Source organism: Cellvibrio mixtus subsp. mixtus J3-8, assembly GCF_000766945.1.
Lineage (GTDB): Bacteria > Pseudomonadota > Gammaproteobacteria > Pseudomonadales > Cellvibrionaceae > Cellvibrio > Cellvibrio mixtus_A.
Genome location: NZ_KN266207.1, coordinates 57,631 through 77,940, shown reverse-complemented (window position 1 = coordinate 77,940; position 20,310 = coordinate 57,631). Strand labels below are relative to the sequence as shown.

General features: G+C 47.0%; 15 protein-coding genes and 1 tRNA gene. 3 read left to right on the top strand and 13 right to left on the bottom strand.

Annotation, left to right across the window (positions count from 1 at the left end):
* Nucleotides 1-140: 140 nt before the first annotated feature.
* From A596_RS05510 to A596_RS05485, 6 genes are all read right to left on the bottom strand, one after another.
* Nucleotides 141-1,589 carry an HlyD family type I secretion periplasmic adaptor subunit gene (locus tag A596_RS05510; RefSeq protein ID WP_052417260.1) on the bottom strand — a complete coding sequence of 483 codons (1,449 nt, stop codon included), beginning with the start codon at nucleotides 1,587-1,589 and terminating at the stop codon, nucleotides 141-143.
* Nucleotides 1,589-3,757, bottom strand: coding sequence for a type I secretion system permease/ATPase (locus A596_RS05505; protein WP_052417259.1), 2,169 nt, complete (start codon nucleotides 3,755-3,757; stop codon nucleotides 1,589-1,591). The genes A596_RS05510 and A596_RS05505 overlap by 1 nt, the downstream gene beginning before the upstream one ends.
* A gap of 217 nt (nucleotides 3,758-3,974) precedes the next feature.
* On the bottom strand, nucleotides 3,975-5,756 hold the full coding sequence (locus tag A596_RS05500; RefSeq protein WP_039913164.1) for a TolC family outer membrane protein: 1,782 nt from the start codon (nucleotides 5,754-5,756) through the stop codon (nucleotides 3,975-3,977).
* 224 nt (nucleotides 5,757-5,980) lie between these two features.
* On the bottom strand, nucleotides 5,981-6,787 hold the full coding sequence (locus A596_RS05495) for a putative RNA methyltransferase (RefSeq protein WP_039913163.1): 807 nt from the start codon (nucleotides 6,785-6,787) through the stop codon (nucleotides 5,981-5,983).
* A gap of 140 nt (nucleotides 6,788-6,927) precedes the next feature.
* Nucleotides 6,928-7,734, bottom strand: coding sequence for a PhoH family protein (locus A596_RS05490; RefSeq protein ID WP_039913162.1), 807 nt, complete (start codon nucleotides 7,732-7,734; stop codon nucleotides 6,928-6,930).
* Between the two features lie 467 nt (nucleotides 7,735-8,201).
* On the bottom strand, nucleotides 8,202-9,578 hold the full coding sequence (locus tag A596_RS05485) for a DEAD/DEAH box helicase (protein ID WP_039913160.1): 1,377 nt from the start codon (nucleotides 9,576-9,578) through the stop codon (nucleotides 8,202-8,204).
* Nucleotides 9,579-9,711: 133 nt separating this feature from the next.
* Between A596_RS05485 and A596_RS05480 the strand changes: the two genes are divergently transcribed.
* Nucleotides 9,712-10,683: a tRNA dihydrouridine synthase gene (locus A596_RS05480; protein ID WP_039913159.1), complete on the top strand. Its 972-nt coding sequence runs from the start codon at nucleotides 9,712-9,714 to the stop codon at nucleotides 10,681-10,683.
* Nucleotides 10,684-10,768: 85 nt separating this feature from the next.
* Here the strand turns inward: A596_RS05480 and A596_RS05475 are convergent, their stop codons facing one another.
* Complete coding sequence (locus tag A596_RS05475) at nucleotides 10,769-11,590, bottom strand: HDOD domain-containing protein (protein ID WP_052417258.1); 822 nt, start codon at nucleotides 11,588-11,590, stop codon at nucleotides 10,769-10,771.
* A gap of 344 nt (nucleotides 11,591-11,934) precedes the next feature.
* A tRNA-Arg gene (locus A596_RS05470) sits at nucleotides 11,935-12,037 on the bottom strand.
* A 253-nt stretch (nucleotides 12,038-12,290) separates the two neighbouring features.
* Between A596_RS05470 and A596_RS23870 the strand changes: the two genes are divergently transcribed.
* Together A596_RS23870 and A596_RS05460 are read left to right on the top strand one after the other, a co-directional pair.
* Complete coding sequence (locus tag A596_RS23870; protein ID WP_039914262.1) at nucleotides 12,291-12,467, top strand: type II toxin-antitoxin system HicA family toxin; 177 nt, start codon at nucleotides 12,291-12,293, stop codon at nucleotides 12,465-12,467.
* A 54-nt stretch (nucleotides 12,468-12,521) separates the two neighbouring features.
* On the top strand, nucleotides 12,522-12,932 hold the full coding sequence (locus tag A596_RS05460; RefSeq protein ID WP_039913158.1) for a type II toxin-antitoxin system HicB family antitoxin: 411 nt from the start codon (nucleotides 12,522-12,524) through the stop codon (nucleotides 12,930-12,932).
* Between the two features lie 98 nt (nucleotides 12,933-13,030).
* Here A596_RS05460 and A596_RS21955 read toward each other — a convergent pair whose 3' ends face one another.
* The 5 genes from A596_RS21955 to A596_RS05435 are packed head-to-tail and all read right to left on the bottom strand — an operon-like array spanning nucleotide 13,031 to nucleotide 20,310.
* Nucleotides 13,031-17,578 carry a host specificity factor TipJ family phage tail protein gene (locus tag A596_RS21955; protein WP_052417257.1) on the bottom strand — a complete coding sequence of 1,516 codons (4,548 nt, stop codon included), beginning with the start codon at nucleotides 17,576-17,578 and terminating at the stop codon, nucleotides 13,031-13,033.
* Nucleotides 17,562-17,879, bottom strand: coding sequence for a hypothetical protein (locus tag A596_RS05450; RefSeq protein WP_152600111.1), 318 nt, complete (start codon nucleotides 17,877-17,879; stop codon nucleotides 17,562-17,564). Before A596_RS05450 ends, A596_RS21955 begins: the two co-directional genes overlap by 17 nt.
* 58 nt (nucleotides 17,880-17,937) lie before the next feature.
* Nucleotides 17,938-18,453 (bottom strand): hypothetical protein, encoded by a 516-nt coding sequence (locus A596_RS21950; protein WP_052417256.1) that lies wholly within the window; start codon nucleotides 18,451-18,453, stop codon nucleotides 17,938-17,940.
* Entirely contained in the window at nucleotides 18,450-19,931 is a 1,482-nt protein-coding gene (locus tag A596_RS21945) for a carboxypeptidase-like regulatory domain-containing protein (protein ID WP_052417255.1), read from the bottom strand. The genes A596_RS21950 and A596_RS21945 overlap by 4 nt, the downstream gene beginning before the upstream one ends.
* Nucleotide 19,932: 1 nt before the next feature.
* Complete coding sequence (locus A596_RS05435; protein WP_039913156.1) at nucleotides 19,933-20,310, bottom strand: hypothetical protein; 378 nt, start codon at nucleotides 20,308-20,310, stop codon at nucleotides 19,933-19,935.

Genomic DNA, 20,310 nt, shown 5'->3' with positions numbered 1-20,310 from the left:
ATCGTTTTCGTCGCGCAACACTATCCACACAAAATCGGCTTGTGCGATAGGGGTTGCATCCTGAGCAATCAGGGCGGAGGGAAATGCTTGTTGCCAACGCGGCGATTGGATATCCGCTGGCGCAATAAACAGGTGTTGGGTCATCGTTCGGTCATTGCATTTTGTTGCGCACGCAGCACAGGTTTTAACAAATACGCCAATACGGTTTTCTTACCAGTGAGCACATCTACCTGCGTCATCATCCCCGGCATAATTGGCAAGGTTGGATCAAAACCGGCGCGCTCGGTGCGCACGCGGACAATATAAAACGTGCGATCTTTTTCATCGGTAATCGTATCCGGGCTGATATGTTCAACTTTACCGCGCAAACCGCCATACACCACAAAATCATAAGCGGTAAACTTTACGATCGCTTCCTGCCCCGGGTGCAAAAACGCAATATCTTTAGGTGATACTTTTGCTTCCACCAGCAAATCATCATCGAGCGGAACCATCTCGATCACTTCATGCCCGGGCTGCACAACACCGCCCACCGTATTCGTAAAAACGCGTTGCACAGTACCGCGCACCGGCGAACGAATCTCAGCGTATTTAATTTTATCGGCAAGCCCTGTGCTACTTTCACTCAATGCAGCGATCTTACTCAACACTTCCGATAATTCAGCGCGCCATTTATTGTTCGCCAGCAATTCCGTTTCACGCAATTTTCCTTGCGACTCTTCAATCGCCAATATTAACCGCGACTCCTGCGCGCCAGCTTGTTCGCGCGCACCTTTGGCATTTGCCACTTCACCTTCCAAACGCAAAATTTCAACTTCGGAAATTGCGCCGCTCGCCAGTAACGGTTTAGTAACATTTAATTCCTGGGTTGCCAATTCCAATGCGCGTTTGGACTGGGTCAATTTTGCCCGCACTTCATTTAATTCTTCTGTGCGCTGGTCCAATTGGCTGCGTGCGATACTTAATTGTTCATCCAATTCCTTGCGGCTGGATTCGTACATGCTGCTTTCATGCGCTGCAATATCGGGCGCTTCGCTGGATAAATCCTGCGGCAATTTAAATGCACTGTTGGAGGTCAACGCTTGCAAACGCGCCGCACGCGCTTGCAGCGACAAATACTCAGCGCGATTTTCACGAAAGGTAGAAATAAAACGCGTAGGGTCGATGCGCAACAATAAATCGCCTTTATTAACCACTTGCCCTTCGCGTACCAATACTTCTTGTACTACACCGCCATCAAACGACTGAATCACTTGCAATTGCGATGAAGGAATGACTTTGCCTTCGCCGCGCGCCACTTCATCGAGCGGCGCAAAAGCAGCCCAGAGCAATAAAATAAAAATAATCAGGGCCATAATGCGTAGTAACAAACGCGCTTTAATTGGCTCTTGTTGCAAACGTGCCCAATCCGAATCTGTCACCCAATCTTTGGGTTGTTCATGTAAAGGATCAAGCCAACGTGCGTAAGCTTTATCAATGATTTTACTGGCGGGAATACCCAATTTATTTAACCAGCGACCAATATTGTCGAACCAGATTTTGTCGCGCGTCGTTTTTTTTACATCAGTATTAACATTTGCCTGATCCATCAGGAAGCCCTCCCGATGCGGCCCTGACGCAAGGCTTCTATCACCTGCTCCTTCGGGCCATCCGCCATAATTTTTCCGCTATCAATGACAATAATGCGATTCACCAATTCCAGTAATGACGTGCGATGGGTAATCACCAGCAGGGTTTTGTGTTCGGCGAATTGCAATAAATTGCGTTTGAATTCTTCTTCACTGGTGTGATCCATAGAACCGGTTGGCTCATCCATTAACAGGATCGGCGGATCATTCAGTAGCGCACGGGCGATACTCACGGATTGCCGTTGGCCACCGGACAATAATTGTCCGTGCTCGCCCACCGGCATAGCCAGCCCCATCGGATGCTGGTTCACAAACTCGGTAAGGCCACTTAAACGTACCGCATTTAAAATCATGTCATCAGTCGCGTGACTTGCTCCCAAGGCGATGTTGTCGCGCAGCGAGCCAAAAAATAAATTCACATCTTGCGCAACGTAACCCATATTGCGGCGCAACTCAGCAGGGTCTAATTGGCGAATATCAATACCATCCAGCAACACAGTCCCTGAACTCGCTTCATATAATCCGGCAATTAATTTCTCCAATGTGGTTTTACCAGAACCATTGCGGCCAAGAACTGCAACCCGTTCACCAGGATTAATCTTGAATGAAACATCACGCAATACTTCGCGTTCATCGTGCGGATATTTAAAAGCAACTTTTTTAAATTCAATTCCACCCTGCAAACGCGGGCGGCTGATCCATTGTTTATCCAATGGACGCTCAATGGGCTTTTCCATAATTTGTTCAAGCGCGGCCAACGCTGTAGCAGCACTGTGGTATTGCATGAGTAAACCAGCCGTTTGTCCTACGGGTGCCATAATGCGCGATGAAAGCATGTAAGCAGCAATCAAACCACCCTGGCTCAAATTGCCTTCAATAATTTGATACACACCAACAATAATAATAACTACCGAAACCGCCTGCTGGATCCAGGCGGTACTATTGCCCACAGAGCCGGACAGCAAGCGCATTTTTACGCCCACGCGCGATACCAGCAACGTTGTTTTTTCCCAAATTGCTTGCATACGCCCTTCGGCCCCCAATACTTTCAGGGCTTCCAAACTGGCAAGGCTTTCGACCAGGGTCGCGTTGCGTTGTGCAGACGCTTGCATGGAGTTTTCAGACAGTACATGCATTTTGTGTTGCACCGCTGCGGTGTAAAGCATTACCAAAACAACACCGACCACTATCGGAAAAACCAATGGCCATGAAATCAGCAGCACCACCACCATAAACAATAATACGAACGGCAAATCGACTAACGCTAAAATAGTTGCTGATGAAATAAAACTGCGCACCGCTTCAAATGATTGCAAACCCGATGCAAAAGAACCGACCGATGCGGGCCGTTCGGATAATTTCATCCCCAGCACCCGCTCCATAATAGTGGCGGACAAGGTGACATCAATACGGCTTGCAGCGAGGTCTACAAACCATGCTCGCATCATGCGCAATGCAAAATCAGCGCTAATCGCAATCAGCATTCCTATCGATAAAATCCATAATGTATCGGTCGCATGGTTGGGTACTACACGGTCATACACATTCATCACGAACAACGGTGATACCAGCGCAAAAAAGTTAATTAATAACGCTGTTAACAATACGTCGCGATACAAATATTTATGTTGCGCGATAACACCCCAAAACCAATGCGCATCGCGATTTTTCAGGTTCGCAGTTTTACCGATATCTGATGCACGCGCATCAAAACGCTCGGTGGGGCGCGTATAAATAACACGACCGGCATATTGCGCAGTCAATTCTTCCAGTGAAATGGCAACACTGGCCTCGCCCAATTCCGGGAAGATTACGCGTGCACCGTTTGCCTCCAGCGCTAATAACACACACGCATTATTGTTATTCAGTAATAACACCACAGGAAACAGCGCGGGGTTCAATTGCCCTAACGAACGTTGTGCAATTTTGCTAGTGAGGCCTGCACGCACCGCAGCACGCGCAAATAACGAAGGGGTAAGGTCATGGGTCTCCAGCGGCAAACCCGCCAGCAAAACCTCACGGGTTGCAGCCAATTGGTGCGCACGGGCAATAATCAATAAACACTCAAGCAATGGGCCGCCCTTCTGTGTCGGGATGGAATCCAATGCGGGTTGAACATCAAGGGTCATGATTGCTCCGTGTCACTCATGAAAACGCTATAAACCAGAGCCAATTCGCAGGTTACGTGATAAGGCCCCTGTAATATAGATGGCGATGTATGCTCTAGCAATTTCGCTACAGATTTTTGGCTGGGGATTTTCCCCGACCACATTATGCCGGCATAAAAAAACGCATCAATCCCGGAGAGTTGATGCGTTTTCAGGAAGCTGCCAGATAATTTCGCAATTAACGGCTACGCGTTACCGTAACATCCACACGGCGATTCGCTGCTTTTCCAGCTTCAGTATTGTTGTCAGCTGCGGGGCGAGTAGCGCCGAAACCGTCCACCGTCATCGGAATAGTTTCCAATCCGTTCAATATAAAATAATCGCGCACTCGCTGGGCGCGGGCTTTGGAGAGCGGAATGTTCAACGCGTCGGTACCGGTGTTGTCGGTGTGGCCTTCGATTTTAATTTGCACTACGTTTTGGGTGGACTTAATGCTGGCAACAACATTATCCAATTTCTGTGCAGCACCAGGCTTTAATTCAGAACTGCCAACATCGAATAATGCATCGCCACTCAATGGAGTTAAATTACTGATGAGATCTGCGCGACTTAATGCGGCGGGTGCATCATCGGGACATGCCGATTCAGAAACATTCAGTGAGTCCTCTACTTTAATCTCATGCAAAATGCCCAAACCATCGCGCACAATACCTAATGCGGGCAACAAGCTACCCATCGCAGCCAATGAGCGCGCATGCGCCACTTCCAACTCACCATTCGCAGTAATCAATGCGCGGCTTGCCTGGAAATATTCATTCTCGGCATCGAGCAAATCCAGCAAGGTGCGCTGGCCAATATTAAATTGCTCTGCGTAAGCAGTGCGTACTTTATCGCTGGATAATTTATGTTGCTCCAGCGAAATTAATTGTTCGCGAATACGTTGTGAATCGTTGTAAGCAATTTGCGTTGTTTGACGCAAATCGACGCACGCCTGATCGCGCAAATCTTTGGCTTGATTTACTTGTTCCAATGAGCGGCGCACTGCGGCACGATTGGCGCCACCACTGTAGAGATTATAAGTAATAGCCACTTCAACCGCATTTTCATCACCCCAGGAATCCGGGTCATTGCGATTATCAAAACCATTCTGGTTGCGGTTAGTCACACCGCGCGCGCGCAATTCCGCTTTCGGGTAATAACCAGAGCGTTCAACTTTTACAGCCGCCTGCGCAGCACTGATATTTTTTATTGCCGCATGAAAACCCGGGTTACCCTGATAAGCCAACACCAATGCTTCACGCACGGATGCCGGCAATTTTTGCGCCGCGAGATCACTGGGATTTAATTCTTCCGCAGGCAACTGGCCAACAATACGTAAATAACGCGCGGTGACATCATGCAAATTGGAAGCTTCCGTCAATAAGTTGGACTCTGCCAATGCCAAACGCCCGGCCACTTGCTCAAGGTCTACACGGCGGCCAACACCGGTAGATACACGCTCTTCAATTTGCGCATACACTTCGCGGTGCTTGGCGTAATTATCGCGCGCCAGTGCCACCAGATCGCGGTTACGTTTTACGTCTTCATACGCTTGTACTGCATCAAGCGCAGTGGTTTCGACGGTGTTGAGTAATTCGTAGTAGCGCACCAGGCGAATACCATCCATACGCTTCACCTCACCCGAAGTGCGGAAACCATCAAACAACATCTGGGTGAGCGTCACTTGCCCTTGACCGGTTGAATAAGTCCCGCGACCATCATAATCACGTGCAGTTTCACCTGATGTTGCAGCGAGATCGACTGACGGCAAATAGCCGGCACGTGCTACACGCACATCCAGTGCCGAGGCTTTGAATTCATGCCAGCTGGCTTGCACGTCAGGGTTGGATTCTATGGCTTTCAAGGCCGCATCTTTCACGTTATTTGCCTGGGCAAAAACGCTGGAAGAAAGTGCATAGAGGGAAACAAAAAGAAGTGACTTTTTAAACGAAACACCGGGTTGAAAGAGTGAACGGATCATTAATGTGATTTCCGATTTTATCAATGTTAGAAATTAATCCTGGTTAGCGTCCCTAACATTATGGCATTCACCCCTCCCGACCAACTTGTGAACACCTGGCAATGGCGCAAAAAACATCCAAAAATAGATTTTCATCATAACTTAGTGAACGTTTATTCCACAATAGAATTTATCTTTGTGACAAATTTCACACAACTATAACTGAAATGCTAATTTTTGCTCTATTAATTATCGCGTTGATAACAGTAGATACCGAAATCCAACTGATCAACCAAACCTTCTGCTTCAAGCTGCATGCGTACGTTTTCCGCTAACTTCCAGGCAAACGGGGTCATTGTTAACAAAGCCTGACACAGGACCTTATCCTTTATTACCAGCTCGTCTGTGAGCCTTTCGCTCGCCATCAACCTGAATCCATTTGGAACAACTGGCGATTCATGGGGACGAACTTCTGCATATATACGTTGGCGCAAGCCCAGCAGGTGGTTTTCAGCCGGTGCAACTATAACCAAAAGCCCCTCCGGCTTTATTACACGCCATAACTCCTCATCTTTACTGGGAGCATAGATACGAGTCACTGCATCCATAGATTGATCAGCAAATGGCAAATCAAAACTGGAAGCCACAGCGAACAAATTGCGGTTTTTATCAATCGCAGATTTTGCTGCAAGGCGCACGCCGGCTTTAGCAATATCCACACCGTAAACCTGGGCTTGCGGTAAAGCCTCGGCAAATGCATGGGTGAAGTAGCCTTCACCGCAACCTATATCCAGCAATGTTTGTATATCCGGGGACAGCAAAGTTTGTAATCGTTTCTTTAGCAGGTCAAAAAAACCTGCCTGCAAAAATTGGCGGCGCGCCTGCAACTGCTCTTTTGCATCACCCGGCTCGCGCGAATGTTTATTTTGCACAGGTAACAAATTGAAATAACCTTCTTTGGAACGGTCAAACTGATGACGATTTTCGCAGGTAAGTCCCAGCGAATTTAATAGCAATGGCTGTCTGCATAGAGGGCAACGCAAATCTTTCATAGTAATAATCGATACGGAAAAATTAGCGCGCAGAATGGCGACTCACTTGCGAATAAGCAAGTCATGCAAGAGGAAAAATCAGAGGGCGTGCCTGTCAATATCGGCCCGGCGCCCTCTGGTTTCTGGTTTCTGGTTTCTGGTTAACTTTCTTCAGCGATTTCGTAGCGATCAATAATATCGCGCACTAACCCGCTGCGAACAATATCTTCACGCTCAAACTCATGCACATAAACATTAGGTAAACCTTGCAAACGTTCAACTGCGTCCGCCAGACCATTGGGGCCACGAATATCGCTTTGCTTGATATCACCGTTAATAACCACTTTACAGTCCTCACCAATGCGCGTTAAAAACATTTTCATTTGCGCAGGGCTAGTGTTTTGTGCTTCATCGAGAATCACAAAGGTTTTACTGTTAAAGGTCTTGCCGCGCATGAATGCAAGTGGTGCAGCCACTATGCGACCGTGGCGCAAACAATAATCTACGGTGCCAGCCCCTAATCGCTCATTCAAAATATCGCGGAAGGCATCGATGTAGACTGAGAATTTCTGGTCCAGATCCCCCGGTAAAAAACCCAGGTTTTCTCCAGACTCCACCGCCGGGCGGGTAAGGATAATTCGCTCAATACGCCCGGATTCCAGCGCCTCAGCGGCTAACGCACCCGCACAATAACTTTTGCCAGTACCGGCCGGGCCAATACCAAACGTGAGCATGTGGGTGTTAATAGCGTTGATATATTGTTGCTGGGATTTTGTCTTCGCACGAAGCGGTTGGGGAGAGCGAGGGGGAGAGTAAGCAGTTTCAAGTTGTTGCGAGCGGGATTTGAGGTCGACGATATTGTCATCAGTCCGTGGATTCTTTCGCGACTTGTGCCGTGACGTCGAATAGTTGTTATCGTCAAAGTGTTGATGATTTGCACTGCGTCTGGCATGCGATTTTTTTGCCATAAATCATAATCCCCTTCGGTCGGTAAATAACACGAGCATTTAAGCAATACCCGTTGATGTGAGTCACCCGATTTACGCAAGTTATTTAATGTCGATTACATGGTTGTCGATACACCTCCCCTTTAATGTTAAATAACGCTGTTCAATGTTTTAGATACTCAATTCAGGCATCAGTTCACACAACAAAACATATTAAGTAAAACAAAAGGCTGTGACAGAAAGATGACGCAAGGCCGAATAAAATCTACGCGCGAACATCGTCCGCAACTACTAAATTCGTTTGTGATTCTGAACCACATCGCCTTTGAAAAAAGCAACCGATAGTGGTTCAGATTGTAGCGGGCAACTACTGGTTGTGTTCGTCACCCTTGATTTGATACTAGGCTTATTTTTGATTTGGGTCAATCACTTCTTTGTATTAAAAATGACATAGCCGGGAAGCATTAAAAGCGCGCAGCAAACCGGTTTTATTCTTCACCGGCTTCATCCAATGTTTTACTGATTTTCTTTTTCGGCGGCGCAAAACCGTCAACGATCTCCGCATTTTTAAGCGCAGTGGGAACGCGGCGATTACCAATATTTTTCTTATCTCGCTCGCGCACCTTTACCTTCGGTTTTTTATCGTCAGTCTTGATATCTTTGGACGATTTCTTTTTTGTACCGACAGCTTTGCCGGAAGCCTTTACTTTATCCGGCCCCTGGTATTTTCCTTTCAATCCAGGCATACCCGTTATTTCAAACGTTACGTTCAGGTAACGCTCAATACTTTTGCAAAGGTTCCATTCCTTTGCATCTACCAGTGTTACCGCCCTGCCCTCAGCATCAGCGCGCCCTGTACGGCCAATACGATGCAAATATTCGTCACCAGAATGCGCCACATCAATGTTCACTACCAATTCAACACCAGGAATATCCAGGCCACGCGCCGCTACGTCTGTAGCCACTAATAATTGCGTACGCCCCTGGCGGAAATGCTCTAGAGCAATTTTGCGTTGATCCTGAGTAATATCACCATGCAAGCAACTTACACGGTATTTGTTGTAGCGCAGGAAATTATCCAATTGTGTTGCGCGCACTTTGGTGTTGGTAAAAATAATTGCCTTTTCAAAGGTAGCTTTTTCCAGAAGTGCGACCAATAGTTTTTCTTTGTGTTTGTAGTCATCCGCCAACATCATTTGCTGGATGATGGCGTTGGGTTTTTCGTCGAGATAAATTTCTTCTGCATCTCCCAAAATCACCTGCTTGATTAAGTGGCGTAAGCCTTTCTGCTCCATGGTGGCGGAAAATAACAACGTCTGGCGTTCAGCGCGGCAGCTGGCGGTAATTTTGAGCACATCTTCACTCAACCCCATATCGAGCATGCGATCTGCTTCGTCCAACACCAAAAACTCCAGTCCGGAAAATTCGGTGGATTTCAGCATTACATGTTCCGCCAGGCGACCAGGGGTACCCACAATAATTTCCGGGTTTTTACGCAACATGGCTTTCTGGTATTTCAGTTCTTCACCACCGCAAATGGTTCCCACTTTCATACCAGTAAACTTCAATAGCTGTTCAGCATTTTTTACGATCTGGCGGGCCAGCTCACGGGTAGGAGTTAATATCAACATACGCGTCGAACTGGGGTTCACCGATACATTTGCCAGCATGGATTGCAGTGCAGGCAATAGGAAAGCGACTGTTTTACCACTGCCTGTTTTCGAACTGACAATCAGGTTCTTACCCGCCAGCGCCGCCGGAATCGCTTTTGCCTGTACCGGCGTGGCCTGCTCATAACCCAACAACTCAATGGCCTTGCGCAACTGGTTATCGCTAATCAGGTCATGAAAGTTGGGTAAAGTCATGGCGAACCTCAATAATAAATAAATAGGAATAGCTAAAAAGGCCGCGCAATCTACGCAGGGTTGAACAATATTTCAACCAAAACCGCCCACATACCGCTAAAATGCCGCCCTTTTGTAAAACCGAGCAAGCGTCATGAGAATTATGTTGGCCCCGATGGAGGGTGTTGTTGAACATCACGTACGCGATATCCTGACCCGCATCGGAGGGTTAGATGGATGCGTCACCGAGTTTATCCGCGTTACCGACCAAAAACTCCCTTATAAAGTCTTTTATAAATTTGCCCCCGAATTGGAAAGCGGTTGCAATACGCCTAACGGAACACCTGTTCGTGTGCAATTGCTCGGTAGTAAACCCGAGCCAATGGCTATCAACGCGCTGGAGCTGGTTAACTATGGAGCCAAAGCCATTGATCTGAACTTTGGCTGCCCGGCCAAAACTGTAAATTCTCACGAAGGTGGTGCCTGTTTGCTGCGCACGCCGGATCGCGTTTATTCCATTATTAAAGCGGTGCGCGATGCAGTTCCGGTGGAAATCCCGGTTACCGCCAAAATCCGCCTGGGTTATGAGGATCGCAGCAGCTATATGGATAACGCCCGCGCTGTAGAGGCCGCCGGTGCCAATGAGCTCACCGTGCATGCCCGTTCCAAGGTTGATGGCTACAAGCCACCGGCTTATTGGCATTACATTGCCGATATCCGCGCAGAACTTAAAATCCCGGTAGTCGCTAACGGTGAAATCTGGACAGTAGAAGATTACCTGCGCTGTTGCGAGCAATCCGCAGGCGTCGATGTAATGCTTGGCCGTGGCCTGCTCTCCCGCCCCGACCTGGCCCGTCACATCAAAGCCCACCTGAATAATGAAGATTACACACCGCTGACATGGCCGGAAATCTGCACCATGCTGTACGATTATTATCGGCTCACAACCCCACTTTATTGCGAGCGCAACTGCGGCAATCGTGTAAAACAGTGGTTAATGTATTTAAGCCGCCAGTATCCGCAAGCTACCGTGTTTTTTGAGGCGATAAAACGCAAAACAACACCATCGGAACTGGAAACTTGCTTTCAGGATGCATTGGCAGCTTGCAGCGCAATTCGGCAATAAAGAACCATGCAAGAAAAAAAGGCCCGCATCTTTCTGCGAGCCTTCGACTCTCACCGTCGTTGTAGTTAACTTTTAAAAGTCCAGGCTAGTGGATCAGCTCGTCAAAACCACCCATCAAATCGTTGGTTTCATCAATTCGCTCAGCCAGCTTCACCATATTGATTCCCAACCTGGTGGCCAAATCATTCGGGAAGTTCGCCAATAAATCAGCGTCGTTACCCTTCTCATGCACATGGACAATGTAATCAGCAATATTGATTAAGGCAGCAAAACGCGAGAATTCCGGTGCCGCTAATGGATCCAGCTGATAGCGGATGCCCGCTACGATGGCATCTGGAAACTTCCAGCGATTCGCCAGCTCAGCACCCGCCTCCGGGAAATTAAAACCCAATACATTTTTTTCGATATCGGAATTACGCGCACCGCGATCCACTACTTTCTGGATCTCCTTACACTCTTCGGGCAATAAAATGTGGATCAACAACTCACCTATGTTATGGATCATGCCGCAGGTAAACGCTGTTTCAGCGTCATCTTTGGAGAATTTTGCAAGCCATTTACAGGTCGCCGCAACAGCAAAACTGTTATGCCAAAAAGCGGGTAGATCAAAACCCTCCGGCGCCTTGAACGCCCCGGTCATCCCCGACGCCAGCACCAGGGTTCTTACAGCGTTAAACCCGAGAATAAATACTGCATCACTAACCGAACCCACTTTACGATTGCCACCGTAATGCGCGGAGTTTGCTGCGCGTAGCACTTTTGCTGTCAGCACCTGGTCAGCACTGATTTTCTTTGCAATTGCATCATTATTAATATTTTCGTCACCAAAACTCTCAATCAATTCCTGCACCACTTTAGGAATATTCGGCAACTTCTGTGCGTTATCAATTAAATTTTTAAGCTCCACAATACCCTCGCTTGCATCTCATATAGTCGCGGCAAGGCCAACATCCACCCCATAAATCCCCCTCGCCTGAGATTGGGTATAGCAAATGTTTGGCTTATCGCAATTCCAGATGTCAAAAATGGAATGCTGATACCAAATATTTCATAGCGCAAAATTCAGGCAATAACCCATCAATAACTTTTTTATTGAGCTGAAGATGAAAATAAATTTATTGATCGGCCTACAAAAGTCCGGTTACCCGCGCTGTGAAGTTAAGAAACAGAAAAGGAAATTGTGCAGAAGGGAAATAAAAATCACTGCGGCAGAAAAGAAAAAGCCCGCTATTGCTAGCGGGCTTTTTAATATGGCGCACTCGGGAGGATTCGAACCTCCGACCGCTCGGTTCGTAGCCAAGCATTATACCTTTATAAATCAAAACCTTAAACAAATAAATTTTACCCCAAACGCTACATGGCACCATTTGATTTATAAGGATTTTTTTTATTGTTTTAACCCTTGATTTGATCATTTTATGCACCAAATTGAGATGTATCAGCGACGATCGGCGGGAGGTTAAAACCCACACGCTTGCCGAAACAAAAGCTCAGCACAAGCGAAACAATGGGCGTTCTTGGCGGTCAAAAATAAAGTAAACAAAAATGTTTATAGTGTAATCTTTTTTGTTTACACTGGCCTCGACAACAACAAGAATGGAGGTACGGTGAAGCAAAGCGAATTCAGGCGATGGCTGGAGTCGCAGGGAGTAGAAGTTCAAAATGGCTCAAAGCATCTTAAGCTCTACTACAACGGCAAACAGTCAACATTACCACGTCATCCCAGCCAAGAATTAGGAGAAGGCCTGCGAAAGGCGATCCTTAAACAACTGGGATTAAACTAAAATCTAGTGATAGCCCCGTAAGGGGCTACGTCTCTAGGCAGACTAGGAAAATATATGAAATATCCAGTAATCATCGAAAAAGACGGAAACGGCTTTTTTGCTCGATTTCCAGATATCCCCGAAGCTTTAACCGGGGCCGATACCAAAGAAGAAACTTTAGCTGAAGCCAAAAACGCACTATTAACCGCTTTTGAATTTTATTTTGAAGATCAAAGAACTGTACCCGCTGCAAGTGATGGAGATTACGCCGACTGGGTAGAGATTCCATTAAGTGTCGAAGCAAAAGTGCTGTTACTTAATAGCATGGTTGAACAAAGAATTACCCAATCTGATTTGGCAAAAAGAATGGATACAACAAGGCAGGAAGTGCAGAGAATTATAGATTTAAACCATTCAACTAAAATCGATACATTAGATAGAGCAATTCAAGCAGTAGGAAAAAGATTTACGCTTGCTGCAGTATAAGTATCTTCATTAACTTACTTGGATTTAAATGGAAAAGACTCTAATTTAAGAATCAAAAATAGCTTAGTGGAAACACTAAGCTATTTTTTTATCTATCGTTAAGTGAATGCAGATAAGGCCCACTTAATACTTCTAATCTGAATTGCGTTGATATTTGGATGCCGATTAAATGGCACAGGAACCTGTATTCTAATTTGAATGTAGGAACCCGATGCCCCGTAGTTTGCAACCCTACTTACAATCGCATTGCACGGCGTTTCATATCCATATGAAGGCGCACCCCCGCTATACCAATATTCAGAATCAACAACCACGGCCTGCGCAGTCAACATCCTTCCGTTTACAACCCCAACCTCTTCCGGATTAAAAGTGGAAGTCGGAACATTCACAGTAAATTCGTAATACCCCCCTCTCCCGAATCCAGCTCCAGCAGGGAAGGATTCGTACCAGTAACCATCAACATTTTGAGAATACTCTGGTGCATTGTATCGAGATGCAAAATAGGTAGTTTGAGCACCACTTGCACCAGACCTAAAATTACCGAAGTGAGCCGTTACTGCAGTTGCTGCAGGAAGGGACAAAGTGCCCTGAGCAACCACATTGGGACGACTAATAACCAGGTTATTAAATTGCGCCGAACCATCGGAAAATAATTTCCAGCCGAGGGAATTATTTACCCAGTTGTTAGACTGCAATTCAGTAACAAAACCATTGGTCGCCTGAATATTTCTTAAAACAAGTCGCTGGCTGTTCGCATCAAAATACATCCACGCATTTGATACGGCTTTGGTGCCGGAACCATACCAGAACGGCATCGAGCTTGACGGCTGAAACTCGAAACGCCTGCCAGTGGCAGGCTCGCGAATCACTAAAGTTTGCGACGTTTTGTCATAGAAAAATTGACCGTTCGTCGCATCTTTTATGCCTGCACCAGCCCACAGAGGAAAGCTACCATTACTATCAATTTCAAGGCGCGCATCCGTGCTCGATGAAGTTGTTTTTAATAGCCCCGCAATAATGGTTCCAAGCGACGCAGAAATTGCAGAAAGATCACTAACCGATAACTTATCCGCTGTAACTGAACTTGCGGCAATTTTTCCAGCCGTGACTGCAAGCGCCGCGATTTTATCTGCAGTAACTGCGTTGGCAACAATCTTGTCACCGCTAATAGAGTTAGCGGCAATTTTATCGGCGGTGATTGCATTGGCCGCAATTTTGTCAGCTGTAATTGCACCCGCTGCAATTTTTTCCGCAGTAATTGCCAAGGCCGCAATTTTTTCTGCAGTGATGGCCAGCGCAGCAAGCTTCGGGGTGATAATTGAATTCGCAACAATCTTATCGGCATCAATTGAATTGGCAGCAATTTTAGGGGCGGTAATCGCATCGTTAGTGATATCAACCGTCTTTATCGGGAATTTTCCCTCCAACTGATCGATATCACCTTTAGCCGCGTTTAATTCCGTCTTTGCCTGATTCAGATCATTCTTGGCCTGAGCCAATGCAGCAGCCACCAAATCCAAATCAGCATCGACCCCGGCCAACTCATCCTGCAGTTCAGCCAATGCATCATAGATGGGCCCAAGGTCAATCCCCTTGCCCGTTACTGTGTATTCACCGGAGTAATTCAACCCCTGAAAACCCCAGGCATCCACTGCTGCAATACGAATATACGCAGTTTCCGCCTCATCTAACGGCACACCAATAACGGGGTTCATGGTGCGATCAACAACTAAATTTGTTTGCGAGGGAACGAAGCCGCTCGCTGGCGACTTCCAAACGCTAATACCCACCAGATCAGCAACAGTTACCGGAAATGTGAACGTAACTGAAGCCATACCGAAAAATGATTCAACAGCCAGATTTGAGAGTATTGGCGGCGCGGGGTTATTTACCGCAAGCTGCGCACTTCCCACTGACAATTTCCCGTTAAGACCAATAGCAAAAATCCTGACAGTGAATGCACGCCCTATTCCAACTTCCTGCGCACGCTCGCCAGCAAAATCCCAACTAAGCCCCTCAACTATTTCGGTATATAACGTCGCTCCCAGTACAACAATTTCAATCCTGTGGCGATAGGAATCGCTTTTCCATTTAACCTTTAGCACCGGACCAATAAACGATTCACGCAACACCAAATCGTAAGGGCTGGGAGGCGGCACAAAGCTCACATCACGCGTGTCTACAGTCACCGTTACCCAAGGGCCGCGAAATAAATTTACTGCAGCGAGCCGATAAACAATTACGCCCGGCTCAGGTCTGTGTTCATAACGATTTTGGTAAACGTAACCCGTATCGATAGGATGAAAATTAGCGCCGCCATCGAGACTAAACTGCAGGTCTGTCTTATCCGCGTTTTTTAGCGACCAGGTAAGCACCACTATTGGCTGCTCAATAGACCCGATCAAATGGGCCTGCAGCTCAGATAAAACTGGGGCCGCTGATTGCGGCCCCGGAATAGTAATTGCGTCTGGCGGAATAACATCTTCACCGAAAATATAGGGTCGCGGATCGTCAACAAATCCCTCGATTTTTAAATTAGCCCCATCCCGCTCAATCTTGGTTACTTTTGCATAGGTCACATGGTCGGCACCATCACCCAAAACAAACATTGGCCGCTTGTAATTCGACTCAAAGCGAACATGTTCCCAGTATGTGTTACCGATAACCCGCAATGAATTTTCATCAATTAATTCGACTTCATACGCCGGTAGCGGCCTGCCATCCAGATCAATCATGATGATACGCGGATTGGTAAAATATCCGGGTTTAATACGCTCACTCAATCTAAGCACATCAACACCGTCAAAATCGACGATATCACCCGATACCTGCCGTACCCCTTCGGCACCAATTAACCAATGGCTAATCGCAATACGCGAGCCATAAAACGGAATCCTGCCCTCGATGCCGGTATCAAAAAATACTTGCTTGCGCCGGTACCGATTTGTTGCCGCGATAAACATGCCCAATTCTTTTGCGCGGGTAGGATTCGTCACACCAAACAATTCAATCGTTCGCGGGTTAAGTGAGGCACTATCGGGCAAGGCGCAAGGTATCTCTCTCACTCTAAAATCGTTATCTTCATCCTGAATTTTAACGATCACCGAGTCTGCAGTTTCTTCAAGTACAGTAGCGTGCTCAATGCGAAAACTTCCACGAATAATGTTGCGCATGGTGAATGCTTGCACTGCAACAGTCTGCAGCTCATCACGCACGAATGTATAGAACCCACCCTTATCAATCGGCGTAATGCGACCAGGTGTACCGGCTTTAACAATAGCGTCCCAAACCGTTACGCCCTCAGTGTCAAAATAAGCATTAAATTCATGGCCCAACGGGTCAAGCTGTTGCGCTAACTGATAAAGTCGCTGCAGGTCATAATTCAAATCCGAACGATTACCGGCGTAATTCGCGCGGCATAAATCTGCAATGGCCCACGCGATGGAATTAGTTAATGAAAGTTCTTGATCCCAGCCATCAACCGGATTCCATTTATGCAAGTGGCGCGAACAAACCACACTCATATCGGTTAATGCGCGGTTGCCAATCTGCTCACTCGCACGGATGGCGATCGCCAATCGAGTGTTAGGGCTAGAATCTTCGGGATCATGCAAATACCCCTTTAATCCTGCCCAAGTCACGTTATCTTGAACGTACTGGGAATCGTCTTTTCTGGTTAGCCGCTGCAGTCGTACCTGGTAGCGTCCGGGATCTACAGCATATTCAAATGTGCGGCGGATTGCATCGCGCGATGAACCCGATAACGATCCAATGCCCAAAGAAAACCAGCCACCATCGGGCGCATTGGTATCAGTAATTTTTTGGGCCTGCACATTGAACTCAACAACCTTTACCGACAGCTCCCCAGTGCTACGACTTTGGACAGCAAGACCCGGCGAAGTAACATCAACCGCAATTTTTGTAACCTTTGTGCCAACGTCATTTACAACGTAAGCGGAGGTAATTGCATCGAGCAGTTCAATATTGCTGATATCGTTCGACTCAATAACGCCAGACGGAAAAATCGTGGGAACCTCACCTGGCGGAATAACTTCAATCTGCACGCCTTGGAAGTTAGAGAGCGGTGTATCTTCAAACGTAATTGAAGGCACATTCACATCTGCAATGCCTTGCGTTATTCGAAAAATTAAATGCAAGGTTTGATCATTGTTTGCATCGTAAGTAGAAAATGCGGGCTGATCAAAATCAGGAACAATCCGGAGCGTGCCGTAAAGAATTGGCCCCTTGGTATCCGGGCGATAACGGTTACCGCGCGCACTGACAGAATAAGTCGGGGAGCCCTCTTTAATATCCGCAGTTTCAGGCAATCCCGGTTCAGGCATAGTGAGAATGTAGATTGCGCTGGCAATCATCAGCACCACATAAACCCAGTAAATAAATTTCACTACTGCAGCAGCTCGCGGAAATTGCTGAATTTCTACAACGTCACCCGCTTTAATTTCAGTCCCGTAATCGGCTTCCATTAACTCTACGCCATTCAGGATAACTACCATTGGGCATTCATGCATTTTTTCCCAATAGCCACTCTCCCGCAGCCAATCCATTACAGTCATACCCACACGAATTTGATACTCTTTTGCGTCGTCACCAAAAAGTGAACCACGATAATTAGCAATTGCATTCATAAAAACCCAGTATTTTGTAAGTCTCTTTAATTTCATTAAAGGTGCTAATGACAACACCGGTCAGCTGCTCGCAATGCGTAACCATTAACTCCCCATCAATTTCAACGCACACACCAACATGGTCCGCAGATTTAAATTGCTGCAGCTCCACCACACAAAATGGTTTTGGCTTTTCGATTGGTTTGAATAGTTTTCTAAGAGGGGAATGTTTTAACGCGATTGCAGCATGAAGGGGGGTTGAGCCTTGGTAATTAACTGGCGGAGCCTTTAAGCCTTTGTAATCACGCAAAACCAGTAACACGTAATCACCACAGCAAAAAGTTTCCGCATTCCATTCCAGAAACTGATACGGCGCAATGTCAAACATCAAGAGTTCGACCGCTCAAATTTGTAAAACCAAGAGTCATTTGCACAACCAGCATGCTTACTGAAACATTTTTAACTTGCATTTCAGACGGCCTACTTACACCGATAACGGCATCCAACCTAGGCACTTGATCACGCTTTCTCAACAATCGCGTATCCAACGCAACGTATCGAACAGTCGCAGAAATTGGCTCCAACGAATCGCTGGCCACCGCCAGATAAGGCAACGCCTGCGAGGAAATACCACCAACAGACACAGAAAAATTATTACCCGGTTCAGTGTTAATTGACTCTTGGGGAGCCTTAAAGGCTACCCCCATAAAATCAACCACTTCACCAGGGTTTGCAGGTGCATAATCCTCAAGCCGTACCCTCACATCACAGTCATAAGAAATCATGCGAATTGGTTGCGGAAAAGCAGAGTGACGCAATTCAAAACTAAACAAATCAACGACACTGCTTTTAGCGCGTGCATACGCCTCTTTCTGAGCAGGAGATAAATCATTCATAAAGAAAAAGCCCCGCTGAAATAATATGTTCCAACAGCCAAACTCTGAATACCAGAAGCAAGGAGGTCCACCCTGAGTTCAACGTTATCTCCATGGGCAAACAAAACTACCACTCCATCAAGAAGAGCGGCACTACCCAGCGCTGGATTCCTCACGAACTTGAATGCACCAACATCATATCTAGGCAACGGCACCTGATTAGCGCTTGCATTGACCGGCGAAAAAAGAATATGTCTAGACTGCGCCCCAAGCGCCGTAGTAACAACAAAATAACCAGACACGCAACAGTGGTTATACAGCTTTCGAAAATGCACACCGAACGAACCTATCGAATCACTTTTGCCAGCAACAAAAGAACTTGCATCCGTTATTTCAAGGGAGTATTCAATAGGCGCTGCATCTTGGGATTTCATAGCCCAATGCTTGGAAGAGTATTTTCCTGGCTCAACTTCAACCTCTTCATCATTTTCTGCCCATTGCTCAGCTTTATCTCTTGCCGATTCAACTGCAGTCACTACACCATCAACCGAGGAAGCACTTGCAGCTGCACTAGCAGCCGAATCCGCCGCCGCAGTTGCACTGGTTGAAGCCTCGCCCGCTTTAGTTGTTGCAGTTGTTGCAGCGCCGGTTGCTGTTGCTGCTGCAGCGGTAGCCTCACCGGCTTTTGTAGTTGCAGTCCCAGCAGATTCACCTGCAAGTTCCGCCGCCGCAATGGAATCGCCTGCTGCGCCCTGCGAAGCGTTTTTAGCGGCGATAGCGTCATCTCTGGCAGATTGAGCTGCAGTCACTACGCCACCAACAGAGGCAGCGCTTGCAGCGGCATTGGAAGCCGAACCAGCAGCTGCGGTTGCACTAGCCGAAGCTTGACCGGCCTTTGTTGTCGCAGTCGTTGCAGCACCAACAGCAGTGCCTGCTGCAGTGGTGGCTTCACCGGCTTTCGCGTTTGCAGTAGTAGCAGCACCCGTTGCAGTCGCCGCCGCAGTGGTTGCTTCACCGGCTTTCGTGGTTGCAGTAGTGGCAGCACCAGCTGCAGAAGTGGCCGATCCACTTGCAGAGGTTGCACTCGCCGAAGCTGCAGTTGCCGAAGTTCCTGCAGCCATAGCCGACAATTGGGCAGCATCACGCGCCGCAATAATCTGCTCATACATTTGCTGAATTTCATTCGCAATCGGATTTTGCGCGTCTTCAGAAAATTGCAGCAGGTCATTGATTGATATTGCAGCACCCGCACTTACTTGAATGTTGCCCAAGTTCCAACGGCGGGATGGATTTCCAGCCAAAGGATGACTAATCGATACCTGGTAAAAGCCTTCATGAACACTTTGCGAATAATGGCCGCCAGCGTTAGTGGTAAACGCACCATCCAAACCTTTTACAATTCCAGCTATCTCATTCCGCTTGGAAGTGAGATAAATTGTCGCATTTGCCAATGGCGAACCATCAGGAAGAAACAATGTACCTGTTAAAAGCCTTGCCATATCAACTCCAATTAATAAATTGTTCATCAGTTTCTAACGTGAAAGAGATCTTCCACTTAACACCATGCCTGGCAATAGTTGGGTAAGTTGTAAATCTGCATAAATGCATGCCGACAGCGTTGCCGGTTAACATCGGTGCTTGAATTAAATCAGCACCAGCATTTGCATCCCTTTCAAAAAAACTCCAAAAATCTGCCATCTGTTTTTCATCAACTACGATTGAATAAGTGTTGGTTTTTATTGTCGATGAAGAAACTCGCGTAACACGATCAAGACCCGATTCCATTTGTTGCCGGCGAACTGGCAGCTCACCGGAATTAGCGAAACCGTCTCTCATAAATTGCTGGGGAAGTGACTCGGGCCAAATTGGATAACTCAT